Consider the following 22,129-nt stretch of genomic DNA (forward strand, 5'->3'; position numbering starts at 1 on the left):
TCACTGTGGCGACGACGCCCTTCGTGCCTGCTGCCCAAGGAATGCCATGCCGAATGCCATGCCCGTTTCCCCCGGCCCCGTCGTCACCGGCCCTGTCGAATCCGCGGCATCCGAATCCGCTGTGTCCGGCCAGGGCGAGATCTGCGCGCTCGACGCCGTCGACCTCGCGGCCCGGATCCGCCGCGGCGGACTCTCGGCCCGCGAGGTCGTCCAGGCCCACCTCGACCGCATCGAGCGCCACAACCCGGCCGTGAACGCGATCGTCACCCTGGACCCGGAGGGTGCGCTCGCCGCGGCGGCCGAGGCCGACGAACGGCAGGCGCGCGGCGCGGAGTTGGGCCCGCTGCACGGCCTGCCCATCGCCTTCAAGGACACCCACGCCACCCGCGGCATGCGCACCACCCACGGCTCGCCGCTCTTCGCCGAGCACGTCCCGTACGAGGACGAACTCCTCGTCCAGCGCATCCAGGGCGCGGGCGCGATCCGCATCGGCAAGACCAACGTCCCCGAGTTCGCGGCCGGTTCGCACACCTTCAACCCCGTCTTCGGCGCGACCCGCAACCCGTACGACCTGACGCGCTCCGCGGGCGGCAGCAGTGGCGGGGCGGCGGCCGCGCTCGCCGCCGGGTTCCAGCCGCTCGCCGACGGCAGCGACATGGGCGGCTCGCTGCGCAACCCGGCGTCGTTCTGCAACGTCGTCGGGTTGCGACCCACCCCCGGCCGCGTTCCCTCGCACCCCGGCGGCAACCTCTGGGACACCATGGGCGTCGCCGGTCCCATGGGCCGCACGGTCGCGGACGCCGCGCTGCTGCTCTCCGTCATGGCCGGGCCCGACCCGCGCGTGCCGATCTCCCTCGACGAGCCGGGCGCCGGCTTCCGCGCCCCGCTCGCCCGCGACCTCACCGGCCTTCGCGTCGCGTACGCCCCCGACCTCGGCGGCCGGGTCCCTGTCGACCGCGACGTCCGCGAGGTCGTCGAGCGCCAGGTGCGGGTCTTCGAGGACCTCGGCTGCCATGTCACCGAGGACTGCCCCGACCTGGACGGCGCCGAGGAGGTGTTCCGTACGCTGCGCGCCCAGGAGTTCCACCACGGTCTCGGCGCGCTGCTCGACAGCCACCGCGACTCCCTCAAGCCCAGCCTCGTCTGGAACATCGAGGAGGGGCGCCGCCTCACCGGCGCCGACCTCGTCCGCGCCCGCAACGGGCACGCCCGCATCCACCTCGCCGCCACCGCCTTCTTCCAGCGGTACGACGTGCTGATCGCCCCCGTCAGCCAGGTCACCCCGTTCGCCGTCGAGTCGGAGTACCCCACCGGCATCGACGGGGAGCCGCAGCACACCTACCTCGACTGGATGCGCTCCGCGTACTTCGTCACCGTCCTGGGCGCACCCGCCCTCTCCGTCCCTGCCGGCTTCACTCAAGCCGGGCTTCCCGTCGGCCTGCAGATCGTGGGCCCGCCCCGCGCCGAGAGGACCGTGCTCGCCACCGGCGCCGCCTACGAGGCCGCCACCGGGCACGGACGCCGTCGCCCCTCCCTTCCGTAGCCGTCAGCAGCAGCTGTTAGCCGTTGGAGCCCCGATGAGATCACCGCATGTGCTCTGGGCCGTCGTGCCCGTAGTGGCTTTCCTCAGCACCCCCTTCCTGCCCTTCGTCAACGGCCCGCACCTGTGGCTCGGCATCCCCTCCGTCCTCGCCTGGTGCCTGTTCTGGACGGCGGGCACGACCGTGTCCCTCGCGCTCGTCGAGCACTTCGTCCACCACGCGGACGAGGCCGAGGACGGGGACGACGACCGTGCGGCGCGTGACGCGTACGAGGAGGTCGCCGCGTGAACACCACCATGGCCATCACCCTCGTCGGCATCGTCACCATCGCCGTCGTCGGCATGACCGGACGCCGGCCGAGCCGCGGGGAGTTCGGTGAATGGACCGTGGGGAAGCGCAAGTTCTCCACCTTCACCACCTGGTTCCTGCAGGCCGGCGAGGCCTTCACGACCTTCAGCTTCCTCGGTCTCGCGGGCATCGCCTTCGGTGGCGGAGTCGCCGCGGCCTTCGCCCTCTGCTACCTCTCGATCAACTTCACCCTCCAGTACTTCACCACGCCCCGGATGCGTGAACTGGGCCGCATGGGCGGCTACTTGACCCAGGCCGACTACTTCACGGACCGCTTCCGCAGCCCACTGCTCGGCAAGGTCGTCGCCGTCGTCGGCGCCGTGTTCCTGCTGCCGTACCTGCAGCTGCAGATCACCGGGCTCGGCCTGATCGTGCAGCTCGCCACCGGCAGCCGCACCGGCGGCAACCTCAGCATGGTGCTCGCCACCGTCCTGACCGTCGGCTTCGTCCTGTGGTCCGGGATCCGCGGCATCGCCCGCGTCGCCTACCTCAAGGACGCCCTGATGATCGTCGGGCTCGTGGTCCTGATCGTCGGCGTGGCGCTGTCCGTGAACGGCGGCATCGGCGGCCTCTTCGAGACCGTACGGGACAGCAACCCCAGTCTCCTGACGCTCCATCAAGAAGGCTACGACGCCACCTTCTTCGTCACCGCCGTCATCATCTCCGGCCTCGGCGGCGGCCTCGGCACCCTGCCCCACCTGTGGCCGCCGGTCCTTGCCGCAGGCAGCGGACGCGCACTGCGCAAGAACGCGGTCTGGCTGCCGCTCTACCAGATCGCCCTCGGCATCCCCGTGATCGTCGGATTCGCCGGGGTCCTCCTCGTCGACAAGGGCTCCGCCCCGAACGCCGTCGCCCTGACCCTCGCGGGCCAGACCCTGCCCGGCTGGCTCGTCGGCGTCGTCGCGGTCGCCGCCGCCTCGGCCGCGATGGTGCCGTCCGCCGCCATCGTCGTGGGCATCTCCAGCCTGCTGTCCCGCAACCTGCTCAGCGCCGGCAACGAACGCACGCAGCTGCGCACCAACCACCTCTGCGTGATCGGCGCCGCGTCCCTCGCCCTCGTCCTCGGCCTGACCCGGCCCGGACTCCTCTCCGACCTGCTCCTGCTCACGTACGGAGGCCTGACCCAGCTCGCCCCGGCGATCGTCATGGGCCTGGCCAGGAAGGTCCGCGTGGACGCGGTGCCCGTACTGCTGGGCATCCTGACCGGAGTCGGCGTCCTGATCTGGCTCACCTTCGGCAGCGTGGACGTCGGCACCTTCGACACCGGCCTCATCGCCCTCATCCTGAACGTGGCGGTCACGGCCGTCGCCCAGCTCCTTACACGGTCCGGCTCCACCGCTCCGGTACCGGCCGAGGCGAACTGAACTACCGCCGGGCGGCCGTCGGTGGCTGTTCCCCTCCCCGCCCCTTCCCGAAAGTCCTGCCGGACGGGCCTCCTCAATCGCCGGAGGGGCTCAAATTGAGCCCCTCCGGCGTCGCCCCGCACTGACACCGGTCGGGAGGCGAACCGGCCCGAAAGGGTGCACCGTGTTTTGTGGCCGGGGACAGTGGGAACCCGGCCGAAGGCTCCAGAGCCGTCCCCTGTGCGTCAAGGAACGGTACGAACATGAACAGCCACAGCGCAGTGAGCAGCGAGGCTCCGGTCAGCCGTTCGGTGTTCGGGGCGCCCTGCTGGGTCAGCCTGGCCACCGGCGACCTGTCGGCCGCGGAGAAGTTCTACTCCGCCGTACTCGGGTGGGAATGGCGCACCGGAAAACTGGGCGAGCAGTACCGGTTCGCGAGCGTGGGCGGTGTGCCGGTGGCGGGCGTGGCCGCCGTGGAGTTCATGCAGCCGAAGGCCTTCGCATGGACGCCGTACTTCGCGACGGCCGACGCCGACCAGACCGTCGCCCGCAGCCAGGAGCGCGGCGGGACCACCGCCGTCGGCCCCCTCTCCTTCCCGCCGGGCCGGGCGGCTCTCCTCGCCGACCGCGACGGAGCGGTCTTCGGCATCTGGGAGGGCGAGCTGGTGGCCGACTGGGAGGAGTGGCGCCGCGCGGCCCCCGTCTTCGTCGAACTCCACACGCGGGACGCCTTCGACGCGGCCATCTTCTACGCGGAGGTGCTCGGCTGGGCCTCCGAGATCAAGGGCTGCTGCGAGGTCCACTACGAGAACGAGAAGGTCGTGCTGCGCAGCCGGGGCGACACCGTGGCCCACATCCACTCCGGTGCGGTCGACTCCGCGCGCGACCCGGCGATGCGGCCGCGCTGGCAGATCCACTTCGCCGTCGACGACGTCCAGGCCTGCGTGGAGGCCGCCCTTGCCCACGGCGGCAGCCTCGTACGCCTCGAACCCGACCTCGACCAGGCGATCCTGAGCGACCCCGACGGGGCGCGCTTCCTCGTGAACGGGCGTGCGCACTTCGTCGACCAGCGCTGAACGGCTCAGGAGGGAGTCGGGGCCGCCGGCAGGGTGAGGACCATGGTGAGGCCGCCGCCCGGGGTGTCCTCGGCGGTGAGGGTGCCGCCCATCGCGTCGGTGAAGCCGCGGGCGACCGCCAGGCCGAGGCCGACGCCCGCACCGCGCGGTGCGTCGCCGTGGCGCTGGAAGGGCTCGAAGATGCGGTCCTTCGCCTCGTCGGGCACGCCGGGCCCGCGGTCCACGACCCGGAGCTCCACCCGCTCGGCCACGGCACTCGCGGCCACCAGGACGCGTACGCCTTCGGGGCTGTACTTGACCGCGTTCTCGACGACGTTGGCGACGACCCGTTCGAGCAGGCCCTTGTCGGCCGAGATCATCGGCAGGGTCTCCGGGACGTCCAGCGCGACGGAGTCCTCGGGCACGCCGCCGAGGGCCATCGGGACCACCTCGTCGAGGTCGGTGTCGCGGATCAGCGGCGTGACCGTGCCGGTCTGCAGCCGGGACATGTCGAGCAGGTTACCGACGAGGTGGTCGAGCCGGTCGGCACCCTCCTCGATCCCTTCGAGCAGCTCGGCCCGGTCCTCCTCGGACCAGTCGACGTCGTCGGAGCGCAGCGAGCTCACCGAGGCCTTGATGCCCGCGAGGGGCGTACGCAGGTCATGGCTGACGGCCGCGAGCAGGGCGGTGCGGATGCGGTTGCCCTCGGCCAGGGCGCGGGCCTGGTCCGCCGCCGCCTTCAGGCGCTGCCGGTCGAGCACGACGGCGGCCTGCGCGGCGAAGGCGGCGAGGACGCGGTGGTCCTCGGCGGGCAGGACGCGGCCGGACAGCGCGAGGCTCATGCGGTCGCCGACCGGCATGTCCACGTCGGCGTCCTCGGGCCGCGCCGGCGGCACGTCGGCCGGGCCGGTGCGGCCCGCGCAGCTCCACGGGGCGGTGTCGTCGGCACGCTCGAAGAGGGCCACCGAGTCCATGGAGAAGGTCTCGCGGACGCGTTCGAGGAGCGCGTCGAGGGTGGTCTCGCCGCGCAGCACGCTCCCGGCGAGGAAGGACAGGATCTCCGACTCGCCCCGCAGCCGCGCCGCCTGCTGCGTACGCCGGGCGGCGAGGTCGACGACCGAGGCGACCGAGGCGGCGACCGCGAAGAACACGACGATCCCGAGGACGTTCTTCGGGTCCGCGACGGTCAGCGTGTGCAGCGGCTCCGTGAAGAACCAGTTGAGCAGCAGCGAGCCGACCGCCGCCGACGTGAGGGCCGGCCACAGCCCGCCGAGCAGCGCCGCCGCCACCGTCAGCGTCAGGAACAGCAGCATGTCGTTGGCGAGGCCGACGTCCGGGGCCGCCCCGCTCAGCAGCAGCGTGAGCAGCACGGGACCGGCCACCCCGATCGCCCAGCCCCAGAGGCTCCGCGACCGGCCGAGGCGCGTGCCGCGCGCCGCGGGCAGTCCGCGGCCCTTGCCCATCGCGTCATGGGTGACCAGGTGCACGTCCAGGTCGGGCCCCGAGCCACGGGCCACCGTCGCGCTGACCCCGGGACCGAACACGTACTGCCAGGGCCTGCGCCGGGAGACGCCGAGGACGATCTGGGTGGCGTTGACGCCGCGCGCGAACTGCAGGAGCGCCGTCGGCACGTCGTCGCCGATCACATGGTGGAACGTGCCGCCCAGGTCCTCGATCAGGGTGCGTTGCACCGCCAGCTCCTTGGGCGAGGCGGAGGTCAGCCCGTCGCTGCGCGCGATGTACACCGCGAGGACCTCGCCGCCCGCGCCCTTCTCCGCGAGGCGGGCCGCGCGGCGGATGAGCGTACGGCCCTCCGGACCCCCGGTGAGGCCGACGACGATGCGTTCCCGGGAGCCCCAGATGCGGGAGATGTTGTGCTCGGCGCGGTACTCCTGCAGGTACTCGTCGACCCGGTCCGCGGTCCAGAGCAGCGCCAACTCCCGCAGCGCGGTGAGGTTTCCGGGCCGGAAGTAGTTGGCGAGGGCCGCGTCGACCTTCTCCGGGCGGTAGATGTTGCCGTGCGCCATGCGCCGCCGCAGCGCCTGCGGGGCCATGTCGATCAGCTCGATCTGGTCGGCGCGGCGCACCACCTCGTCGGGCACGGTCTCCCGCTGCCGCACCCCCGTGATCGACTCGACGACGTCGCCGAGCGACTCCAGGTGCTGCACGTTGACGTTCGACACCACGTCGATGCCCGCGGCGAGAAGCTCCTCGACGTCCTGCCAGCGCTTGGCGTTGCGCGAGCCGGGGACGTTGGTGTGGGCCAGCTCGTCGACCAGGGCCACCCTGGGGCGGCGCGCCAGGACCGCGGCCACGTCCATCTCCGTGAAGACCGAGCCCCGGTACTCGACCTCCTTGCGGCCGACCTGCTCCAGGCCGTGCAGCATCACCTCGGTGCGCGGCCGCCCGTGGTGCTCCACGAAGGCGACCACGCAGTCCGTGCCGCGCTCCACCCTGCGGTGCCCCTCCGAGAGCATCGCGTAGGTCTTGCCCACGCCCGGCGCCGCGCCGAGGTAGATCCGGAGCTTTCCGCGTGCCATGTCGTCGTACCGCCCGCTTCTCGATCCGTTCCTGTGATCAGTGCTTCTCCTGTGGTCAGTGCTTCGCGGCCATGTCCTTGAGCGCGATGTTCAGTTCGAGGACGTTGACGCGGGGCTCGCCCATGAAGCCGAGTACCCGGCCGTCGGTGTGTGCGTCGACCAGCTTCTCCACCGCGGTGACGTCGAGGTGGTTCCGCGCCGCGACCCGGTGCGCCTGGAGCTTCGCGTACTGCGGGGAGATGTGCGGGTCCAGGCCGGACCCGGAGGAGGTCACGGCCTCCGCCGGTACGTCGGACGGTTTGACCTTGTGGTCGGCCGTGGAGTTGTCCTTCACCACGGCGGCCTTGGCGTCCTTGACCCACCGGATCAACTCTGCGTTGTCGCCGGCGCGGTTGGTGGCGCCGGACAGGAGCAGCTCGTACTGCCGGTTCACGGTGTTGGTGCCCAGGCCGTTGGCGGGCCGGGGCTGGAACCACCGCAGGTCGGGCGACGGGGTGTCCTGGCCCTTCTTCAGGGGCAAGTCGTAGCGCTGGCCGATGAGTTCGGAGCCCACGACCCGGCCCGTCGAGTCCTTGACCTCGGAGCCGTTCGCCTGGTCGCCGAAGACGGCCTGGGCGACGCCGGTCACGAGGAGGGGGTAGAGGACGCCGGTCACCAGGGTCAGTACGAGGAGGGCGCGCAGGCCCGCCCCGATCAACCGGGCGGTGTTTCCTGGGGAGTTGTTCATGGCGGTCAGCCACATGCCTTTCGGTTAACGCAGCCCGGGGACGAGGGAGAGGAGCAGGTCGATGAGTTTGATGCCGATGAACGGGGCGATCAGCCCGCCCAGACCGTAGATCCCGAGGTTGCGGCGGAGCATCCGGTCGCCGCTCATCGGCCGGTACGGCACGCCCTTCAGCGCCAGCGGCACGAGCGCGACGATGACCAGCGCGTTGAAGATCACCGCGGCGAGGATCGCCGACTCGGGCGAGGCCAGGCCCATGATGTTGAGCTTGTCGAGCGACGGGTACGCCACCGCGAACATGGCCGGGATGATCGCGAAGTACTTCGCGACGTCGTTGGCGATGGAGAACGTCGTCAACGCGCCCCAGGTGATGAGGAGTTGCTTGCCGATCTCGACGATCTCGATCAGCTTCGTCGGGTCCGAGTCGAGGTCGACCATGTTGCCGGCCTCCTTCGCGGCCGACGTGCCGGTGTTCATGGCGACGCCCACATCCGCCTGCGCGAGCGCGGGCGCGTCGTTGGTGCCGTCGCCGGTCATCGCGACGAGCTTGCCGCCCGCCTGCTCCCGCTTGATCAGGGCCATCTTGTCCTCGGGGGTGGCCTCGGCGAGGAAGTCGTCGACGCCCGCCTCCTCCGCGATGGCCTTCGCCGTGAGCGGGTTGTCGCCGGTGATCATCACGGTCTTGATGCCCATACGGCGCAGCTCGTCGAACCGCTCGCGCATCCCGTCCTTGACGACGTCCTTGAGATGGATCACGCCCAACACCCGTGCCCCGTCGGCGTCCTGGACGGCCACGAGGAGAGGGGTGCCGCCGGCCTGCGAGATGCGGTCGTTGAGCGCCCGCGCGTCCTCGGCGACCTCGCCCCCGTGCTCCTCGACCCAGGCGAGGACCGAACCGGTCGCGCCCTTGCGGACCTTGCGGCCGTCGACGTCCACGCCGGACATCCGGGTCTGCGCCGTGAACGGGATCCACTCCGCCTCGGCCGGCTCGCCCTGGTGCCGCTCGCGAAGGCCGTACTTCTCCTTCGCGAGTACGACGACGGAGCGGCCCTCGGGCGTCTCGTCGGCCAGGGAGGACAACTGGGCGGCGTCGGCGAGTTCGGCCTCCGTTGCGCCCTTGACCGGCACGAACTCGGCGGCCTGACGGTTGCCGAGGGTGATGGTGCCGGTCTTGTCGAGCAGCAGCGTCGACACGTCACCCGCTGCCTCAACTGCCCTGCCGGACATGGCCAGTACGTTGCGCTGGACGAGGCGGTCCATGCCCGCGATGCCGATCGCGGAGAGCAGCGCGCCGATCGTCGTCGGGATCAGGCAGACGAGCAGCGCGGTGAGCACGATCAGGGACGTCTGCCCGTCGGCCCCCGCGTAGATCGCGAACGGCTTCAGCGTGACGACGGCGAGCAGGAAGACGACGGTCAGGGACGCCAGGAGGATGTTCAGGGCGATCTCGTTGGGCGTCTTCTGCCGTGCCGCGCCCTCGACCAGGTTGATCATGCGGTCGATGAACGTCTCGCCGGGCTTCGTCGTGATCTTGACGACGATGCGGTCCGAGAGCACCTTCGTACCGCCCGTGACGGCCGAGCGGTCGCCGCCCGACTCCCGGATGACCGGGGCCGATTCGCCGGTGATGGCGGACTCGTCGACCGACGCCACCCCCTCCACCACGTCGCCGTCGCCGGGGATGACATCGCCCGCCTCGCACACCACCAGATCGCCGATACGCAGGTCGGCGCCGGGAACCTGCTCCTCGCCGCCGCCACCGGCCTCGGTCAGGCGCCGGGCGACGCTGTCGGTCTTGGCCTTGCGGAGCGTGTCGGCCTGCGCCTTGCCGCGGCCTTCGGCGACGGCCTCCGCGAGGTTCGCGAAGAGCACGGTGAGCCACAGCCAGGCCGTGATGACCCAGCCGAACCAGTCCCCGGGATGCGCCACAGCGAGGGCGGTGGTGAGCACCGAGCCGATCAACACCACGAACATCACAGGGGACTTGACCATGACACGCGGGCTGAGCTTCCGGAACGCGTCGGGCAGCGACCGGAGCAGCTGGCGGGGGTCGAAGAGCCCTGCGCCCGGCCGGCGTCGCTTCTGCTCCTCGTGCTGCTGCTCGTGGTGCTCTACATGGTGCTCTTCGTGGTGCTCGGCCAGTGGCCCGGCGTCGCCGGACGGGGGCCGGGGCGGGGGCATGGTGGACGTGGCGTCCGGCATCTGTGCTGCTGCTTTCTCGTGCGGCTGGGGGCCTTCGCCGGTGCCTTCGCCGGTGTGGTCGTCGGCGGTCCGGGTGATCCCGGCGGTCCCGGCGGTCCCGGCGGTTCCGGTGGTCCGGGTCGTGTCGGTGGTCATGCCGCGAGTCCTTCCGCGAGCGGGCCGAGGGCCAGGGCCGGGAAGTAGGTGAGCCCCGCGACGATCGCGATGGTGCCCACCAACAGGCCGGTGAACAGCGGCTTTTCGGTACGCAAGGTGCCCGAGGTGGCCGGGATCGGCCGCTGCTCGGCCAGCGAACCGGCAAGCGCGAGGACGAACACCATCGGCAGGAACCGGCCGAGCAGCATCGCGACGCCGATCGTGCTGTTGAACCACTGGGTGTCGGCGTTGAGCCCGGCGAACGCGGAACCGTTGTTGTTGGCGCCCGACGTGTACGCGTACAGGATCTCGGAGAAGCCGTGTGCCCCCGAGTTGGTCATCGAGTTCGCCGGGGTGGGCAGGGCGAGGGCGAGGGCGGTGAAGCCGAGGACGAGGGCCGGGGTGACCAGGATGTAGCAGGCGGCGAGCTTGATCTCACGGGTGCCGATCTTCTTGCCCAGGTACTCCGGCGTACGGCCCACCATCAGACCGGCGATGAACACCGCGATGATCGCCATGATCAGCATGCCGTAGAGGCCGGAGCCGACGCCGCCGGGCGCGATCTCGCCGAGCTGCATGCCGAGCAGGTTGAGCCCGCCGCCGAAGCCGGTGTTGGAGGAGTGGAAGGAGTTGACCGCGCCGGTCGAGGTCAGCGTCGTGGCGACCGAGAAGATCGCCGATCCCGCGATGCCGAAACGCGTCTCCTTGCCCTCCATCGCACCGCCCGCGATCTCGAACGCCGCGCCCCTGCCCGCGAATTCGGTCCACATCATCAGGGCGGTGAAGCCGATCCAGATCACGGCCATCGTGCCGAGGATCGCGTACCCCTGCTTCAGCGAGCCGACCATACGGCCGAAGGTGCGCGTCAGCGCGAACGGGATCAGCAGGATCAGGAAGACCTCGAAGAGGTTGGAGAAGGGGTTCGGGTTCTCGAAGGGGTGCGCGGAGTTGGCGTTGGCGAGGCCGCCGCCGTTGGTGCCCAGCTCCTTGATGACCTCCTGCGAGGCATAGGCGCCGCCCTGCCACTGCTGCGTACCGCCCCCGAACTGGCCGACCTCGTGAATCCCGGCGAAGTTCTGGATCGCCCCGCAGGCGACCAGTACCAGCGCCCCGGCAACGGCGATCGGCAGCAGAACACGTACGACTCCACGCACCAAGTCGGCCCAGAAATTGCCCAGTTCACCGGTACGCGACCTGGCGAAGCCGCGTACGAGCGCGACCGCGACGGCCATGCCGACGGCGGCCGAGACGAAGTTCTGCACTGCGAGACCGCCGGTCTGCACGACGTGGCCCATGGCCTGCTCGCCGTAGTACGACTGCCAGTTGGTGTTCGCGACGAAGGACGCGGCGGTGTTGAACGCCTGGTCAGGGTCGATCGACGCGAAGCCGAGCGAGCCGGGCAGGACACCCTGCAGCCGTTGCAGCAGGTAGAGGAAGAGGACGCTCACCGCCGAGAAGGCGAGCACTCCGCGCAGGTACGCGGGCCAGCGCATCTCGGCGGAGGGGTCGGCGCCGACGGCCCGGTAGATCCACTTCTCGACCCGCAGATGCCGGTCGGACGAGTAGACCCTGGCCATGTGGTCGCCGAGGGGACGGTAGGCGAGCGCCAGCGCGGCTATGAGAGCGAGCAGCTGGAGCACGCCGGAAAGTACGGGACTCATGTCCGGCTTCAGAACCTCTCCGGATCGATGAGGGCGAGAACGAGATAGCCGAGGAGGGACAGGGCCACGATCAGGCCGACGATGTTCTCGACAGTCACAGCTTTGCCACCCCCTTGGCGATGAAGGCCACCAGCGCGAACACCGCGACCATGGCGACGACGAAGGCCACGTCGGCCATCGCAAGCTCCTCGATGAGGCTCGGAACGAGTAGGACGTTGAACGACCAGGACGTTGAACGGGCGGAGCCGTTGAACGGGCAGGGACGTTGAACGGGAAGAACGGTTAGAGGAAAGCGCCTTTTCAGCCGCCCACAGCCGCCGTTGACGGCTCCCATACGGAGCCGGTCCCCTCCTTGACGTCACCCATACGAGGACGGCCTGCGCGTTTACGGGGCCCTAGCGATGCCTTGACGGGGCCTTGGCGGGGCCTCGGCGAGGGCGCGGCACGGCGTCGCCGGTTCCGTCCCGCCGAGGCGAATCACGTGGTCGGAACCCAGCTTTCAGCCCCGAAGTATGGGTGCTGACCACATGTGGGCGGCCCGATGCGCTGCCTAGGGTGCCTGCATGACCGCCACACCCATCACCCGCACCACACCCTCCGACGAACCCGCAGGCCGCACGGTCTCCGCCGACCTGACCGGCCGCACCGCGCTCGTCACCGGAGCGGCCTCGGGCATCGGCCGCGCCTGCGCACTGCGCCTGGCCGCGGCCGGGGCACGGGTCAGGGCGGTGGACCGGGACGCGGACGGCCTGGACGCGCTCGTCGAGGCGTACGAGCACGAGTACGAGTACGAGCGGGGGCGCGAGTGCACGGCCGACGCCGGTGCCGGCGGCATCGACGCGTACCCGCTCGACCTCACCGACCTCGACGCCGCCGAGAGCGCCGCCGCGGGCAGCGACATCCTGGTCAACAACGCCGGGCTCCAACTGGTCCGCCCCATCGAGGAGTTCCCGCCCGAGGTCTTCCACACCGTCCTCACGGTGATGCTCGAAGCCCCCTTCCGCCTGTTGCGGGGCGCGCTGCCGCACATGTACGCACAGGGCTGGGGCCGCGTCGTCAACGTCTCGTCCGTGCACGGGCTGCGCGCCTCGCCGTACAAATCCGCGTACGTCGCCGCCAAGCACGGGCTCGAAGGGCTGTCGAAGACGGCGGCGCTCGAAGGCGCCCCGTACGGCGTGACGTCGAACTGCGTGAACCCCGGGTACGTCCGTACGCCCCTGGTGGAGAAGCAGCTCGCCGACCAGGCGGCCGCGCACGGCATTCCCGAGGAGCAGGTGCTCAGGGAGGTGATGCTGCGCGACAGCGCGGTGAAGCGGCTGATCGAGCCGGCCGAGGTCGCCGAGGCGGTGGCGTACCTGTGCGCGCCCCAGTCCTCGTTCATCACCGGCACGTCGCTGGTCGTCGACGGTGGGTGGACGGCGCACTGACGCCCCGGCATCGCTGGCCCCCCGGCACCCCCGGCACGCACTCGGAAAGGAGTTATCCACAGGCCTGGCGGCGCTGTCGGCCGTTTCGGTCATGCTGTCCTCATGTCCATCGATCACCTGCCGACCGCTGTGAGTGCGGAGGCCCCCTTCCTCGAGCTGCTCGCGCGGGACGCCGACGCCGAGGCGTACGAGCAGCCGCTGCAGCTGGCTCGCGCCGAGGGCGTGTCCGAAGACCGGCTCGCCGGCCTTGAGCGCGCCAAGCTGCTCGCGCTGCGGGTGCGGGCGGAGCTCGAAGGCCGCAGACGGCGGGAGGCGGAGCTGTCGGCGCTGTTCGAGACCGCGCACGACCTGGCGGGCCTGCGGGACCTGGACGAGGTGCTGCAGGCGATCGTCCACCGGGCGCGTTCCCTGCTGGGCACGGACATCGCGTACCTGTCGCTGAACGACCCGACCGCCGGAGACACGTACATGAGGGTCACGGAAGGCTCGGTGTCGGCCCGCTTCCAGCAGGTGCGGCTCGGCATGGGGGAGGGGCTCGGCGGCCTCGTCGCCCAGACGGCCCGGCCCTATGTGACCGAGGACTACTTCCGGGACGAGCGCTTCCGCCACACCCGGTCCATCGACACGGCGGTGGAGGACGAGGGCCTGGTCGCGATCCTCGGAGTGCCGCTGCTCCTCGGCACGGAAGTGATCGGCGTGCTGTTCGCCGCCGACCGCCGGGCGCGCGTCTTCGAGCGGGAGCAGATCGCCCTGGTCCGCTCCTTCGCCGCCCTCGCGGCCGCGGCCATCGACTCGGCGAACCTCCTGGCCGAGACCCGCACGGCCCTGGCGGATCTGGAGCACGCCAGCGACATCATCCGGGACCGCAGCGGAGTCATCGAGCGCGCCTCCGACGTGCACGACCGCCTGGCCCAACTCGTGCTGCGCGGCGGCGGAGTGCAGGACGTCGCGGCGGCGGTGTCCGAAGTCCTCGACGGGACGGTCGAGTTCAGGGAGAGCGCCGACGCCCCGGCGGCGGCCCTCGAATGGTCCCGCGCGGACGGCCACGCCGTGCCGCACGGGGACGACTGGATCGCGGCGGTCGCCGCAGGCGGCGAACTCCTCGGCGCCCTCGTCATGCGCGGCCACCCCGCCCTCGACCCGGTCGACCAACGCACGTTGGAGCGTGCCGCGATGGTCACCTCGCTGCTTCTGCTCGCCCGCCGCTCAGCGGGCGAGGCCGAGCGGCGGGTGCGCGGCGAACTCCTCGACGACCTCCTCGACGGCCGGGACCACGACCCCCGGCTGCTGCGCGAACGGGCCGCGCGCCTGGACGCCGACCTGGACTCCCCGCACGTGGTGCTCGCCGCACACCCGGGCTCCGGCACGACGGCCGGCGACCGCGAGGGCGAGTCCCGCGGCCGACTCTGGGCCGCGGCCTCCCACCTCGCCGCCACCCGCCACGGCCTGGCCGCCGAACGCAACGGCGGCACGGTCCTGCTGCTCCCCGTCGAAGAGGCCGGCACCGCCGCCGAGCTGGCCCAGGAGGCGGCCAAGTGCCTCAGCGCATCGGCCCGCGAGCCGGTCACCGTCGGCGCCTCCGGCCCCGTGCAGGCCCCCGCGGCCGACCCCGAGGCGGTCTCCGCGGGGTACGCGGAGGCCAGGCGCTGCGTGGACGCGCTCCGACTCCTCGGACGCGCGGGGCAGGGCGCGGCCGCGGAGGACTTCGGGTTCCTCGGGCTGCTGCTCTCGGACGGCCGGGACATATCAGGCTTCGTGCGCCGCACGATCGGCGACCTTGTCGCGTACGACGAACGCCGCGGCACCGACCTGGTCCGCACCCTCGACGCCTACTTCGCCTCCGGCATGAGCCCGGCCCGGACGAAGGACTGCCTCCACGTCCACGTGAACACGGTCGCCCAACGCCTGGAACGGATCGCCCACCTCCTCGGCGAGGACTGGCAGACCCCGTCCCGAACCCTGGAGATCCAACTGGCCTTGCGGCTGCACCGGTTGGGGAGCGCGGCCGAAAGGTAGGGCGGTCTGCGGTACGGCGGCAGTGGGGCGGGGCGGTGCAGTGAGGTGGGATGGTGCAGTGAGGTGGGGTGGTGCAATGGGGGGCGCGGCTCGCCGCGCCCCGTGGGTCAGTCGAGGACCTCGGCCGCCTTGCTCAACGGCCCGCCCGCATCACCGGTGTTGAGGGTTCCCGCCGGTTCGAGCAACAGGATCGCGGTCTCCTCGTCCGCCACGGGGCAGTGCTCGACTCCGCGGGGAACCACGAACAACTCGCCGGGCTCGAGCACCACATCGCCATCCCGGAGCTGGATGGTGAGCCGCCCGCTGATGACGAGGAAGAGTTCGTCGGTGTCCTCGTGGGTGTGCCAGACGAACTCCCCCTTCACCTTGGCGAGTTTGACCTCGTAGTCGTTGAGCGCGGCCACCTTCTTCTGCGACCACAGCTCACTGAACTGCGACAGCTTCTCGGCGAGATTGACAGGAACAGCGGGGGCGGCGGACTCGGACATGCGGTATCCCTTCTCAGGGCCGGGACGACAGCGAGCGTCTGCTCGGGCCTTCCGGCCGACGTGACGAGCCTGCCGTTCCCGGACTCCGCCCGTCTTGTACGTTCCTGGCATGGCAACAGGAGACCAGCCCCGCACGTCGATCAACGCCTGGAGGCCGTCCGTCCCAGGGATCGCCGAGGTCTTCCACGCCCACTTCACGGACCACGCGTACCCGTCCCACACCCACGACACCTGGGACCTGATGATCCTCGACGACGGGGCGGTCGACTTCGCGCTCGACCGCCACCGCCACGGGGCGACCGGCGCCGCCAGCGTGCTCCTGCTGCCGCCGGGCGTTCCCCATGACGGTCGGACCGTCACGGCGTCAGGCTTCCGCAAGCGCAACCTCTACCTGGACGACTCCGTACTCCCGCACCGTCTGGCCGGCCGCGCGGTGGACGTGCCGGTCTTCAGCGACGGGCTGCTGCGCCACCGGATCGACCAGTTGCACACCGCTCTCGCCCACGCCGGGGACGAACTCGAAGCCGAGTCCCGCCTTTCGCTCATCCGCGAGCGGCTCCACTTCCACCTCGACGCGCTCCGGCCCCGAACGCCGGGGCGTGCGGCGAACCGGCTCGCCGCCCAGCTGCGGGAACTACTGGACTCACGGATCCACAGCGGCATGACCCTGCACGAGGCCGCCGCGGTCCTGCACGCCCACCCCACCCATCTGATCCGCTGCTTCAAGCAGACCTACGGCCTGCCGCCGCACACCTACCTCACCGGCAGACGCGTCGAACGAGCACGTCGGCTCCTCCTCGACGGCCGTCGGCCCGCCGAAGTCGCCACAGCCGTGGGATTTCACGACCAGGCTCACCTGAACCGGCACTTCACCCGCCACGTGGGCACCACCCCCGCGCGCTACCAGCGCACGCCCACCGGCCCCGTCCGGTTCGGCGGTCGGCGGTGACCGGTCGAGCCTGACGGGGCGCGGCGACAGAGGGCGCCTGGGCGGCTCAGGCCGTGCGGGCGTTCGCCGTTTCCGGGGAGTCCTCCGGGGCGGCCGGCGTGTGCGGGTCGACCTCGGCGAGGTCGCGGTGGCGGGTCTCCCGGGCCACGCCGACGGCGAGGAGGGTGAGAAGAGCCGCCGCGATCACGTACAGGGCGATGGGGGTGGAGCTGCCGTAGTCGGCGAGCAGCGCGGTCGCGATCAGCGGGGCCGGGGCGCCCGCGGCGACGGAGGAGAACTGGGCGCCGATGGAGGCGCCGGAGTACCGCATCCGGGTCGCGAACATCTCGGAGAAGAAGGCCGCTTGGGGCGCGTACATCGCGCCGTGCAGAATCAGTCCGACGGTGACGGCGAGGAGAAGGCTGCCGAACGTGCCGGAGTCGATGAGGGCGAAGAACGGGAACATCCAGGCGCCGACACCGGCCGCGCCGAAGAGGTAGACGGGCCTGCGGCCGATCCGGTCCGAGAGCGCGCCCCAGCCCGGGATGACCGCGAAGTGCACGGCAGAGGCGATGAGTACGGCGTTGAGGGCGGTCTGCTTGGAGACTCCGGCGGCCGTGGTGGCGTAGACAAGGATGAAGGCCGTGACGACGTAGTAGCTGATGTTCTCCGCCATGCGGGCGCCCATGGCGATCAGGACGTCCCGCCAGTGGTGGCGCATGACGGCGACCAGCGGCATTTTCTCCACCTGCTGCTCGTCCCGGGCGGCGGCCTTCTTCGCCTCGGCGCGGGCCAGGGCCTCCTTGAAGACCGGGGATTCGTCCACGGACAGCCGGATCCAGAGGCCGACGACGACCAGGACGCCGGAGAGCAGGAACGGGATGCGCCAGCCCCAGGCGACGAACGCCGCATCGGAGAGGAGCGCGGTCAGCGCGGAGAGCACGCCGGTGGCGAGCAACTGGCCCGCGGGCGCGCCCGTTTGGGGCCACGAGGCCCAGAAGCCGCGGCGGCGGGCATCGCCGTGCTCGGAGACGAGGAGTACGGCGCCGCCCCACTCGCCGCCGAGCGCGAAGCCCTGCACCAGGCGCAGCACGGTCAGGAGAATCGGCGCGGCGGTGCCCACAGTCGCGTGGGTGGGCAGCAGGCCGATCGCGAAGGTCGCACCGCCCATCATCAGGAGGCTGAGGACAAGCAGCTTCTTGCGGCCGAGCCGGTCGCCGTAGTGGCCGAAGACCAGCGCGCCGAGCGGGCGGGCGGCGAAGCCGACGGCGTACGTGAGGAACGAGAGGAGGGTGCCGACCAGCGGGTCGGACTCGGGGAAGAACAGCTGGTTGAAGACCAGCGCGGCGGCCGAGCCGTACAGGAAGAAGTCGTACCACTCGATCGTCGTGCCGATCAGGCTCGCCGCGACAATGCGCTTGAGGTTGGCGGGTGTTGGTGGATCGGTTGCTGCGGAGGCCATGTGCACCACTTCCAGGCGGTGAGCGGGACGAGTGTCTGCCGTACGTGTCTGCCGTACATGTCTGCAGGTACGTGCTGGCACAAGGTAGGAACACGCAGATCAGTGGCACATGTGGTGGGACACCATAGTTCGGTGGGTAGTTATGGCGGGTGGCCATAGCGCTCGCCACCGGCCCCTCAGGAGAGCTCCGCGCGCAGCACGTGCTTGGTGACCTTCCCCGAGGGCGTGCGCGGCAGTTCGGGGCGGAGGACCAGTTCGCGCGGGATCTTGTAGCGGGCCAGCCGGGTCTCCAGCCAGGCCCGCAGCCCCGCCAGGTCCAACTCGGCGCCCGCGCGCGGCACGACCACGGCGACGACCGTCTCGCCCCACTGCAGATGTGGCCGGCCCACAACGGCGACGTCGAGGATGTCGGGGTGGTTGCGCAGCACGCCCTCGACCTCCTGGGATGCCACGTTCTCGCCGCCGGTGATGATCACGTCCTTCATCCGGTCGACCACGGTGACGAACCCGTCGGCGTCGATCCGCCCCAGGTCGCCGCTGCGGTACCAGTCCCCGGCGAACACCTCGGCCGTGGCCGCCTCGTCGTCGAGATAGCCGACCATGCGGGTGTCCGAACGCAGCCAGATCTCGCCGGTCTGCCCGGCCTCCGCGTCGGCCCCGTCGGGCCGCACCACCCGCAGCGCGACCCCGGGCATACCGCCGCGGCCGATCGAGCCGGCCTTTTCGACCTGCTCGGCGGGGGAGAGGCACGAGCCGACGGGCCCCATCTCGCTCATCCCGTACACCTGGTGGAAGTCGTCCGAGCCGTAGGCCTTCATCAGGCGGCGCGCGGTGTCCGCGTCCAGCGGGCCCGCTCCGTAGATCCATGCGCGTACGGAGGACACGTCGAAGTCGGCGAAGTCCGGGACGGTCTGCACCGGGGCGATCAGCGCGATCGGCGCGCCGAACAGGGCGGTGATCCGCTCGCGTTGGATGGTCTCCAGCATCTCGCGCGGCTCGTACTCGCGCTGCAGCACGACCGTCGCGCCGAGCAGCAGGTTGCTGAGCGTCCAGTTGTTGAGCGGCGACGCGTGCCAGATCGGCATGCAGATCAGGAAGCGCTCGTCGCGGCGGAGCGGGACGGTCGCCGCTGTGTAGGTGGCGGCCATGGCGATGCCTCGATGTGTGTGCACGCAGCCCTTGGGGCGGCCCGAGGTGCCGGAGGTGTAGAGGATCTGCGCGATGTCGCTGTCCGGGCCGGTCTCGCCCCGCCACGGCTCGGCGGCCGCCACGAGGGACTCGAAGGAGTCGTCGGGGCGGGCGTCCGCGCCGGCGTCCGGGTGGCTGACCAGCCAGCGCACCGGAGCGTCCGCGGCGGTCGCCCGCTCCCCGATCTCCGCGTCCACAAGCGCCAACCCGGCCCCGCAGTGCCGCAGTTGGCGCTCCACCTCGGCCGTCTGCAGCTTGTGGTTGACGGGCACAAGGGTGGCCCCCACATACCAGGCGCCGAAGGCCGCGAACAGAAACGCCGGGGTGTTGTACGTCATCACCGCGAGCCGGTCGCCCGAGCGCAGCCCCGCGTCCCGCAGCACGGTCGCGGCGCGCCGGGCCGCGTCCGCGAACTCCCGGTAGGTCCAGCGCTGTTCGCGGTGGACGACGGCCTCCTTGTCGCCCGCCGAGAGGACGGCGTTGTCCAGCAGGGTGCTGAGGTGCATGGCGTTCTCCTGACGAGCGGGGCCGGTGTCGAGGCCGGAGGCCGGGGTGTGCGGAGTCCGGGCCGGAGCCGGGGCGGGGCTGTGCGGGAAGCTATGAATGATGGTTCACTTCTTTCATGGCCTACCGCAAGACCCCTGCCGAGATCCGTCGCCTCGAAGCCGCCCGCGAGCGGCTCGTCGCCTGTGCCACCGAAGTCGTCGCCGAGGTGGGCTGGGCGCAGGCCTCCGTCTCGGCGGTCGCCGACGCCGCCGGGATCGCCGCCGGCTCCGTCTACCAGCACTTCCCGTCCAAAGCCGCGCTCGCCGTCGAGGTGTTCCGGCTCGCGGCGGGCCGTGAGGTGGAGGTGCTCGGCGAGGTCCTGCACGCGCCGGGCGAGCCCGTCGAGCGCCTCAGCCGCGCCGTCGAGGTCTTCGCCCGCCGCGCCCTGGAGAACCGCGGCCTCGCGTACGCCCTGCTCGCCGCCCCCGCCGAACCCGCGGTCGGCGCCGAACGCCTGGAGTTCCGGCGCCGCTATCGCTCGCTCTTCGCCGAGGCGGTGCAGGAGGGCATGGCATCGGGCCGACTGCCCCGGCAGAACGGCGAGATCACCGCGGCCGCGCTCAGCGGCGCGATCGGCGAGGTGCTCGTCGACCCGCTGGGCGCTCCCGAGTCGAGCGCCGTCGAGGAACTCGTCGCCGAACTGACCGCCATGACCCTGCGCTGTGTGGGCGCACCACATAACTGACCGCCCGCGCCCCGCGCCCGACCCCCCGCGCCCGACCCCCTGCGCCCGCCTCTCGCGCCCGACCCGCGAACCCCTATGGAGGAGCCCCACATGACGACGGCCGCGCCGACCAGCCGCCCCACCGCCGCGACGCACGAAGTCACCAACCAGGCACCGCCGTTGACGGGCCACGACGCCGCCGACGACCCGGTCCTGACGGAGGGCGTCCGCCGCGAGGGCGCCGACTGGCACCTCGACGACCTGCACCGCTTCGGCCGCTACGCCGGCAGCGAGGAGGCCCGCACCTGGGCCGACCAGGCCAACCGGTATGAGCCCGAACTGCGCACCCACGACCGCTACGGCCACCGCGTCGACGAGGTCGACTTCCACCCCGCATACCACTCCCTGATGACCGCCACCGTCGGCGCCGGCGCGGCCGGCTCCGCCTGGGCGGACGAACGGCCCGGCGCACATGTGGCCCGCGCCGCCACGTTCATGGTCGCCACCATGCTGGAGCAGGGCCACATGTGCCCGGTCTCCATGACGTACGCCGTCGTCCCCGCCCTGCGCAACGCACCCGAACTCGCCAAGACGTACGAACCGCTGCTCACCAGCACGGTCTACGACCCGGGCCTGCGCACCCCCACCGGCAAGCGCGGGCTGCTCGCCGGGATGGGCATGACGGAGAAGCAGGGCGGCACCGACGTCCGCGCCAACACCACCACCGCGACCGAACAGGCCGACGGGACCTGGCGGTTGCGCGGCCACAAGTGGTTCACCAGCGCCCCGATGAACGACCTGTTCCTCGTGCTCGCCCAGGCGCCCGGCGGCCTCTCCTGCTTCCTCGTGCCGCGCGTCCTGCCCGACGGCAGCCGCAACACGTTCCGCATCCAGCGCCTCAAGGACAAGCTCGGCAACCGCTCCAACGCGTCCAGCGAGCCGGAGTTCGACGACACGGTGGCCTGGCTCGTCGGGGCCGAGGGCAAGGGGGTGCGCACCATCATCGAGATGGTCACGATGACCCGCCTCGACTGCGTCCTCGGCTCCGCCGGACACATCCGCGAGGCCCTCGCCCAGGCCGCCCACCACACCCGGCACCGCTCGGTCTTCGGCGCGAAGCTCATCGACCAGCCGCTGATGCGGAACGTCCTCGCCGACCTCGGCCTGGAGTCCGAGGCCGCCACCACCCTCGGCCTGCGGCTCGCCGGCGCCGCCGACCGGGCGCAGCGGGGCGACTCCCAGGAGCGCGCCTTCCTGCGCCTGGCCACGGCCGTCTCCAAGTACTGGGTGTGCAAGCGGCAGCCCGCGCTCGTCGCCGAGACCCTGGAGTGCCTCGGCGGCAACGGCTACGACGAGGCCTCCGGCATGCCGCGCCTCTACCGCGAGGCCCCCCTCAACGGCATCTGGGAGGGCTCCGGCAACGTCAACGCCCTCGACATGCTGCGCGCGCTGACCCGCGAGCCGGAGTCCCTCGAGGCGTTCCGTGCGGAGATCGAGTCCGCGAGCGGCGCCGACGCCCGACTCGACGCCGCCTGGCGGGAGTTGAAGAACCACCTTTCCCTCACCGAGGACGCCCCGCTGCGCGCCCGCCGCGTCATCGAACGCGCGGCGCTCGTCCTGCAGGGCTCCCTCCTCGTACGGCACGCGCCCGCCGCCGTCGCCGACGCGTTCTGCGCGTCCCGCCTGGCCGGCGACCAGGGCCTCGCCTTCGGCACGCTGTCCCCGGGCACGGACTTCGCGGGAATCCTGCAGCGACTGCCCGCCTGAGCGGCACGGCGGGCGGGGCCGCCTGGGCCCCGCCCGCCACGTGTGCGCCCGCCACGTGTGCGCCCGCCACGTGTGCGCCCGCCACGTGTGCGCC

General features: G+C 71.6%; 18 protein-coding genes. 9 read left to right on the forward strand and 9 right to left on the reverse strand.

Going from position 1 to position 22,129, the window contains the following annotated elements:
• Positions 1 to 46 precede the first annotated feature (46 nt).
• From QIS96_RS13150 to QIS96_RS13165, 4 genes are all read left to right on the forward strand, one after another.
• The gene (locus QIS96_RS13150; protein WP_282542695.1) at positions 47 to 1,543 is read left to right on the forward strand and encodes an amidase; all 1,497 of its coding nucleotides are present in this window, start codon (positions 47 to 49) and stop codon (positions 1,541 to 1,543) included.
• 34 nt (positions 1,544 to 1,577) lie between these two features.
• On the forward strand, positions 1,578 to 1,829 hold the full coding sequence (locus tag QIS96_RS13155; RefSeq protein WP_282542696.1) for a hypothetical protein: 252 nt from the start codon (positions 1,578 to 1,580) through the stop codon (positions 1,827 to 1,829).
• Positions 1,826 to 3,253 carry a sodium:solute symporter family protein gene (locus QIS96_RS13160; RefSeq protein ID WP_282542697.1) on the forward strand — a complete coding sequence of 476 codons (1,428 nt, stop codon included), beginning with the start codon at positions 1,826 to 1,828 and terminating at the stop codon, positions 3,251 to 3,253. Before QIS96_RS13155 ends, QIS96_RS13160 begins: the two co-directional genes overlap by 4 nt.
• Positions 3,254 to 3,495: 242 nt before the next feature.
• Positions 3,496 to 4,308, forward strand: coding sequence for a VOC family protein (locus tag QIS96_RS13165; RefSeq protein WP_282542698.1), 813 nt, complete (start codon positions 3,496 to 3,498; stop codon positions 4,306 to 4,308).
• Positions 4,309 to 4,313: 5 nt separating this feature from the next.
• On the opposite strand, the gene QIS96_RS13170 is transcribed toward QIS96_RS13165, so the two are convergent.
• The 6 genes from QIS96_RS13170 to QIS96_RS13195 all read right to left on the reverse strand — a co-directional run bounded on the left by QIS96_RS13170 (position 4,314) and on the right by QIS96_RS13195 (position 11,883).
• Complete coding sequence (locus tag QIS96_RS13170; RefSeq protein WP_282542699.1) at positions 4,314 to 6,827, reverse strand: sensor histidine kinase; 2,514 nt, start codon at positions 6,825 to 6,827, stop codon at positions 4,314 to 4,316.
• Between the two features lie 55 nt (positions 6,828 to 6,882).
• Positions 6,883 to 7,554 carry a potassium-transporting ATPase subunit C gene (locus QIS96_RS13175; protein ID WP_282542728.1) on the reverse strand — a complete coding sequence of 224 codons (672 nt, stop codon included), beginning with the start codon at positions 7,552 to 7,554 and terminating at the stop codon, positions 6,883 to 6,885.
• Positions 7,555 to 7,578: 24 nt separating this feature from the next.
• Positions 7,579 to 9,753: a potassium-transporting ATPase subunit KdpB gene (kdpB, locus tag QIS96_RS13180; protein WP_282542729.1), complete on the reverse strand. Its 2,175-nt coding sequence runs from the start codon at positions 9,751 to 9,753 to the stop codon at positions 7,579 to 7,581.
• A 131-nt stretch (positions 9,754 to 9,884) separates the two neighbouring features.
• Positions 9,885 to 11,549 (reverse strand): potassium-transporting ATPase subunit KdpA, encoded by a 1,665-nt coding sequence (gene kdpA, locus QIS96_RS13185; RefSeq protein WP_282542700.1) that lies wholly within the window; start codon positions 11,547 to 11,549, stop codon positions 9,885 to 9,887.
• An 8-nt stretch (positions 11,550 to 11,557) separates the two neighbouring features.
• Entirely contained in the window at positions 11,558 to 11,647 is a 90-nt protein-coding gene (gene kdpF / locus QIS96_RS13190) for a K(+)-transporting ATPase subunit F (protein ID WP_282542701.1), read from the reverse strand.
• A complete protein-coding gene (locus tag QIS96_RS13195) occupies positions 11,644 to 11,883 on the reverse strand; it encodes a hypothetical protein (protein ID WP_282542702.1) in 240 nt (79 codons plus the stop codon). The genes kdpF and QIS96_RS13195 overlap by 4 nt, the downstream gene beginning before the upstream one ends.
• Positions 11,884 to 12,112: 229 nt before the next feature.
• On the opposite strand from QIS96_RS13195, the gene QIS96_RS13200 reads away from it, so the two are divergent.
• Together QIS96_RS13200 and QIS96_RS13205 are read left to right on the forward strand one after the other, a co-directional pair.
• Entirely contained in the window at positions 12,113 to 12,976 is an 864-nt protein-coding gene (locus tag QIS96_RS13200) for a 3-hydroxybutyrate dehydrogenase (RefSeq protein ID WP_282542703.1), read from the forward strand.
• 102 nt (positions 12,977 to 13,078) lie between these two features.
• Positions 13,079 to 14,992 (forward strand): helix-turn-helix domain-containing protein, encoded by a 1,914-nt coding sequence (locus tag QIS96_RS13205; RefSeq protein WP_282542704.1) that lies wholly within the window; start codon positions 13,079 to 13,081, stop codon positions 14,990 to 14,992.
• A gap of 107 nt (positions 14,993 to 15,099) precedes the next feature.
• On the opposite strand, the gene QIS96_RS13210 is transcribed toward QIS96_RS13205, so the two are convergent.
• On the reverse strand, positions 15,100 to 15,480 hold the full coding sequence (locus tag QIS96_RS13210; protein ID WP_282542705.1) for a cupin domain-containing protein: 381 nt from the start codon (positions 15,478 to 15,480) through the stop codon (positions 15,100 to 15,102).
• A gap of 109 nt (positions 15,481 to 15,589) precedes the next feature.
• Here QIS96_RS13210 and QIS96_RS13215 point away from each other — a divergent pair, with 109 nt between their 5' ends.
• Positions 15,590 to 16,429 carry a helix-turn-helix domain-containing protein gene (locus tag QIS96_RS13215; protein WP_282542706.1) on the forward strand — a complete coding sequence of 280 codons (840 nt, stop codon included), beginning with the start codon at positions 15,590 to 15,592 and terminating at the stop codon, positions 16,427 to 16,429.
• 46 nt (positions 16,430 to 16,475) lie between these two features.
• Here the strand turns inward: QIS96_RS13215 and QIS96_RS13220 are convergent, their stop codons facing one another.
• Both QIS96_RS13220 and QIS96_RS13225 read right to left on the reverse strand, forming a co-directional pair.
• On the reverse strand, positions 16,476 to 17,870 hold the full coding sequence (locus QIS96_RS13220) for an MFS transporter (protein WP_282542707.1): 1,395 nt from the start codon (positions 17,868 to 17,870) through the stop codon (positions 16,476 to 16,478).
• Positions 17,871 to 18,046: 176 nt separating this feature from the next.
• Positions 18,047 to 19,564 carry a class I adenylate-forming enzyme family protein gene (locus tag QIS96_RS13225; RefSeq protein WP_282542708.1) on the reverse strand — a complete coding sequence of 506 codons (1,518 nt, stop codon included), beginning with the start codon at positions 19,562 to 19,564 and terminating at the stop codon, positions 18,047 to 18,049.
• Between the two features lie 116 nt (positions 19,565 to 19,680).
• On the opposite strand from QIS96_RS13225, the gene QIS96_RS13230 reads away from it, so the two are divergent.
• A complete protein-coding gene (locus tag QIS96_RS13230) occupies positions 19,681 to 20,289 on the forward strand; it encodes a TetR/AcrR family transcriptional regulator (protein ID WP_282542709.1) in 609 nt (202 codons plus the stop codon).
• A 90-nt stretch (positions 20,290 to 20,379) separates the two neighbouring features.
• Complete coding sequence (locus QIS96_RS13235; protein ID WP_282542710.1) at positions 20,380 to 22,035, forward strand: acyl-CoA dehydrogenase family protein; 1,656 nt, start codon at positions 20,380 to 20,382, stop codon at positions 22,033 to 22,035.
• Positions 22,036 to 22,129: the final 94 nt, after the last annotated feature.

The sequence above is a fragment of the Streptomyces cavernicola genome, from assembly GCF_029968035.1.
Taxonomy (GTDB): domain Bacteria; phylum Actinomycetota; class Actinomycetes; order Streptomycetales; family Streptomycetaceae; genus Streptomyces; species Streptomyces cavernicola.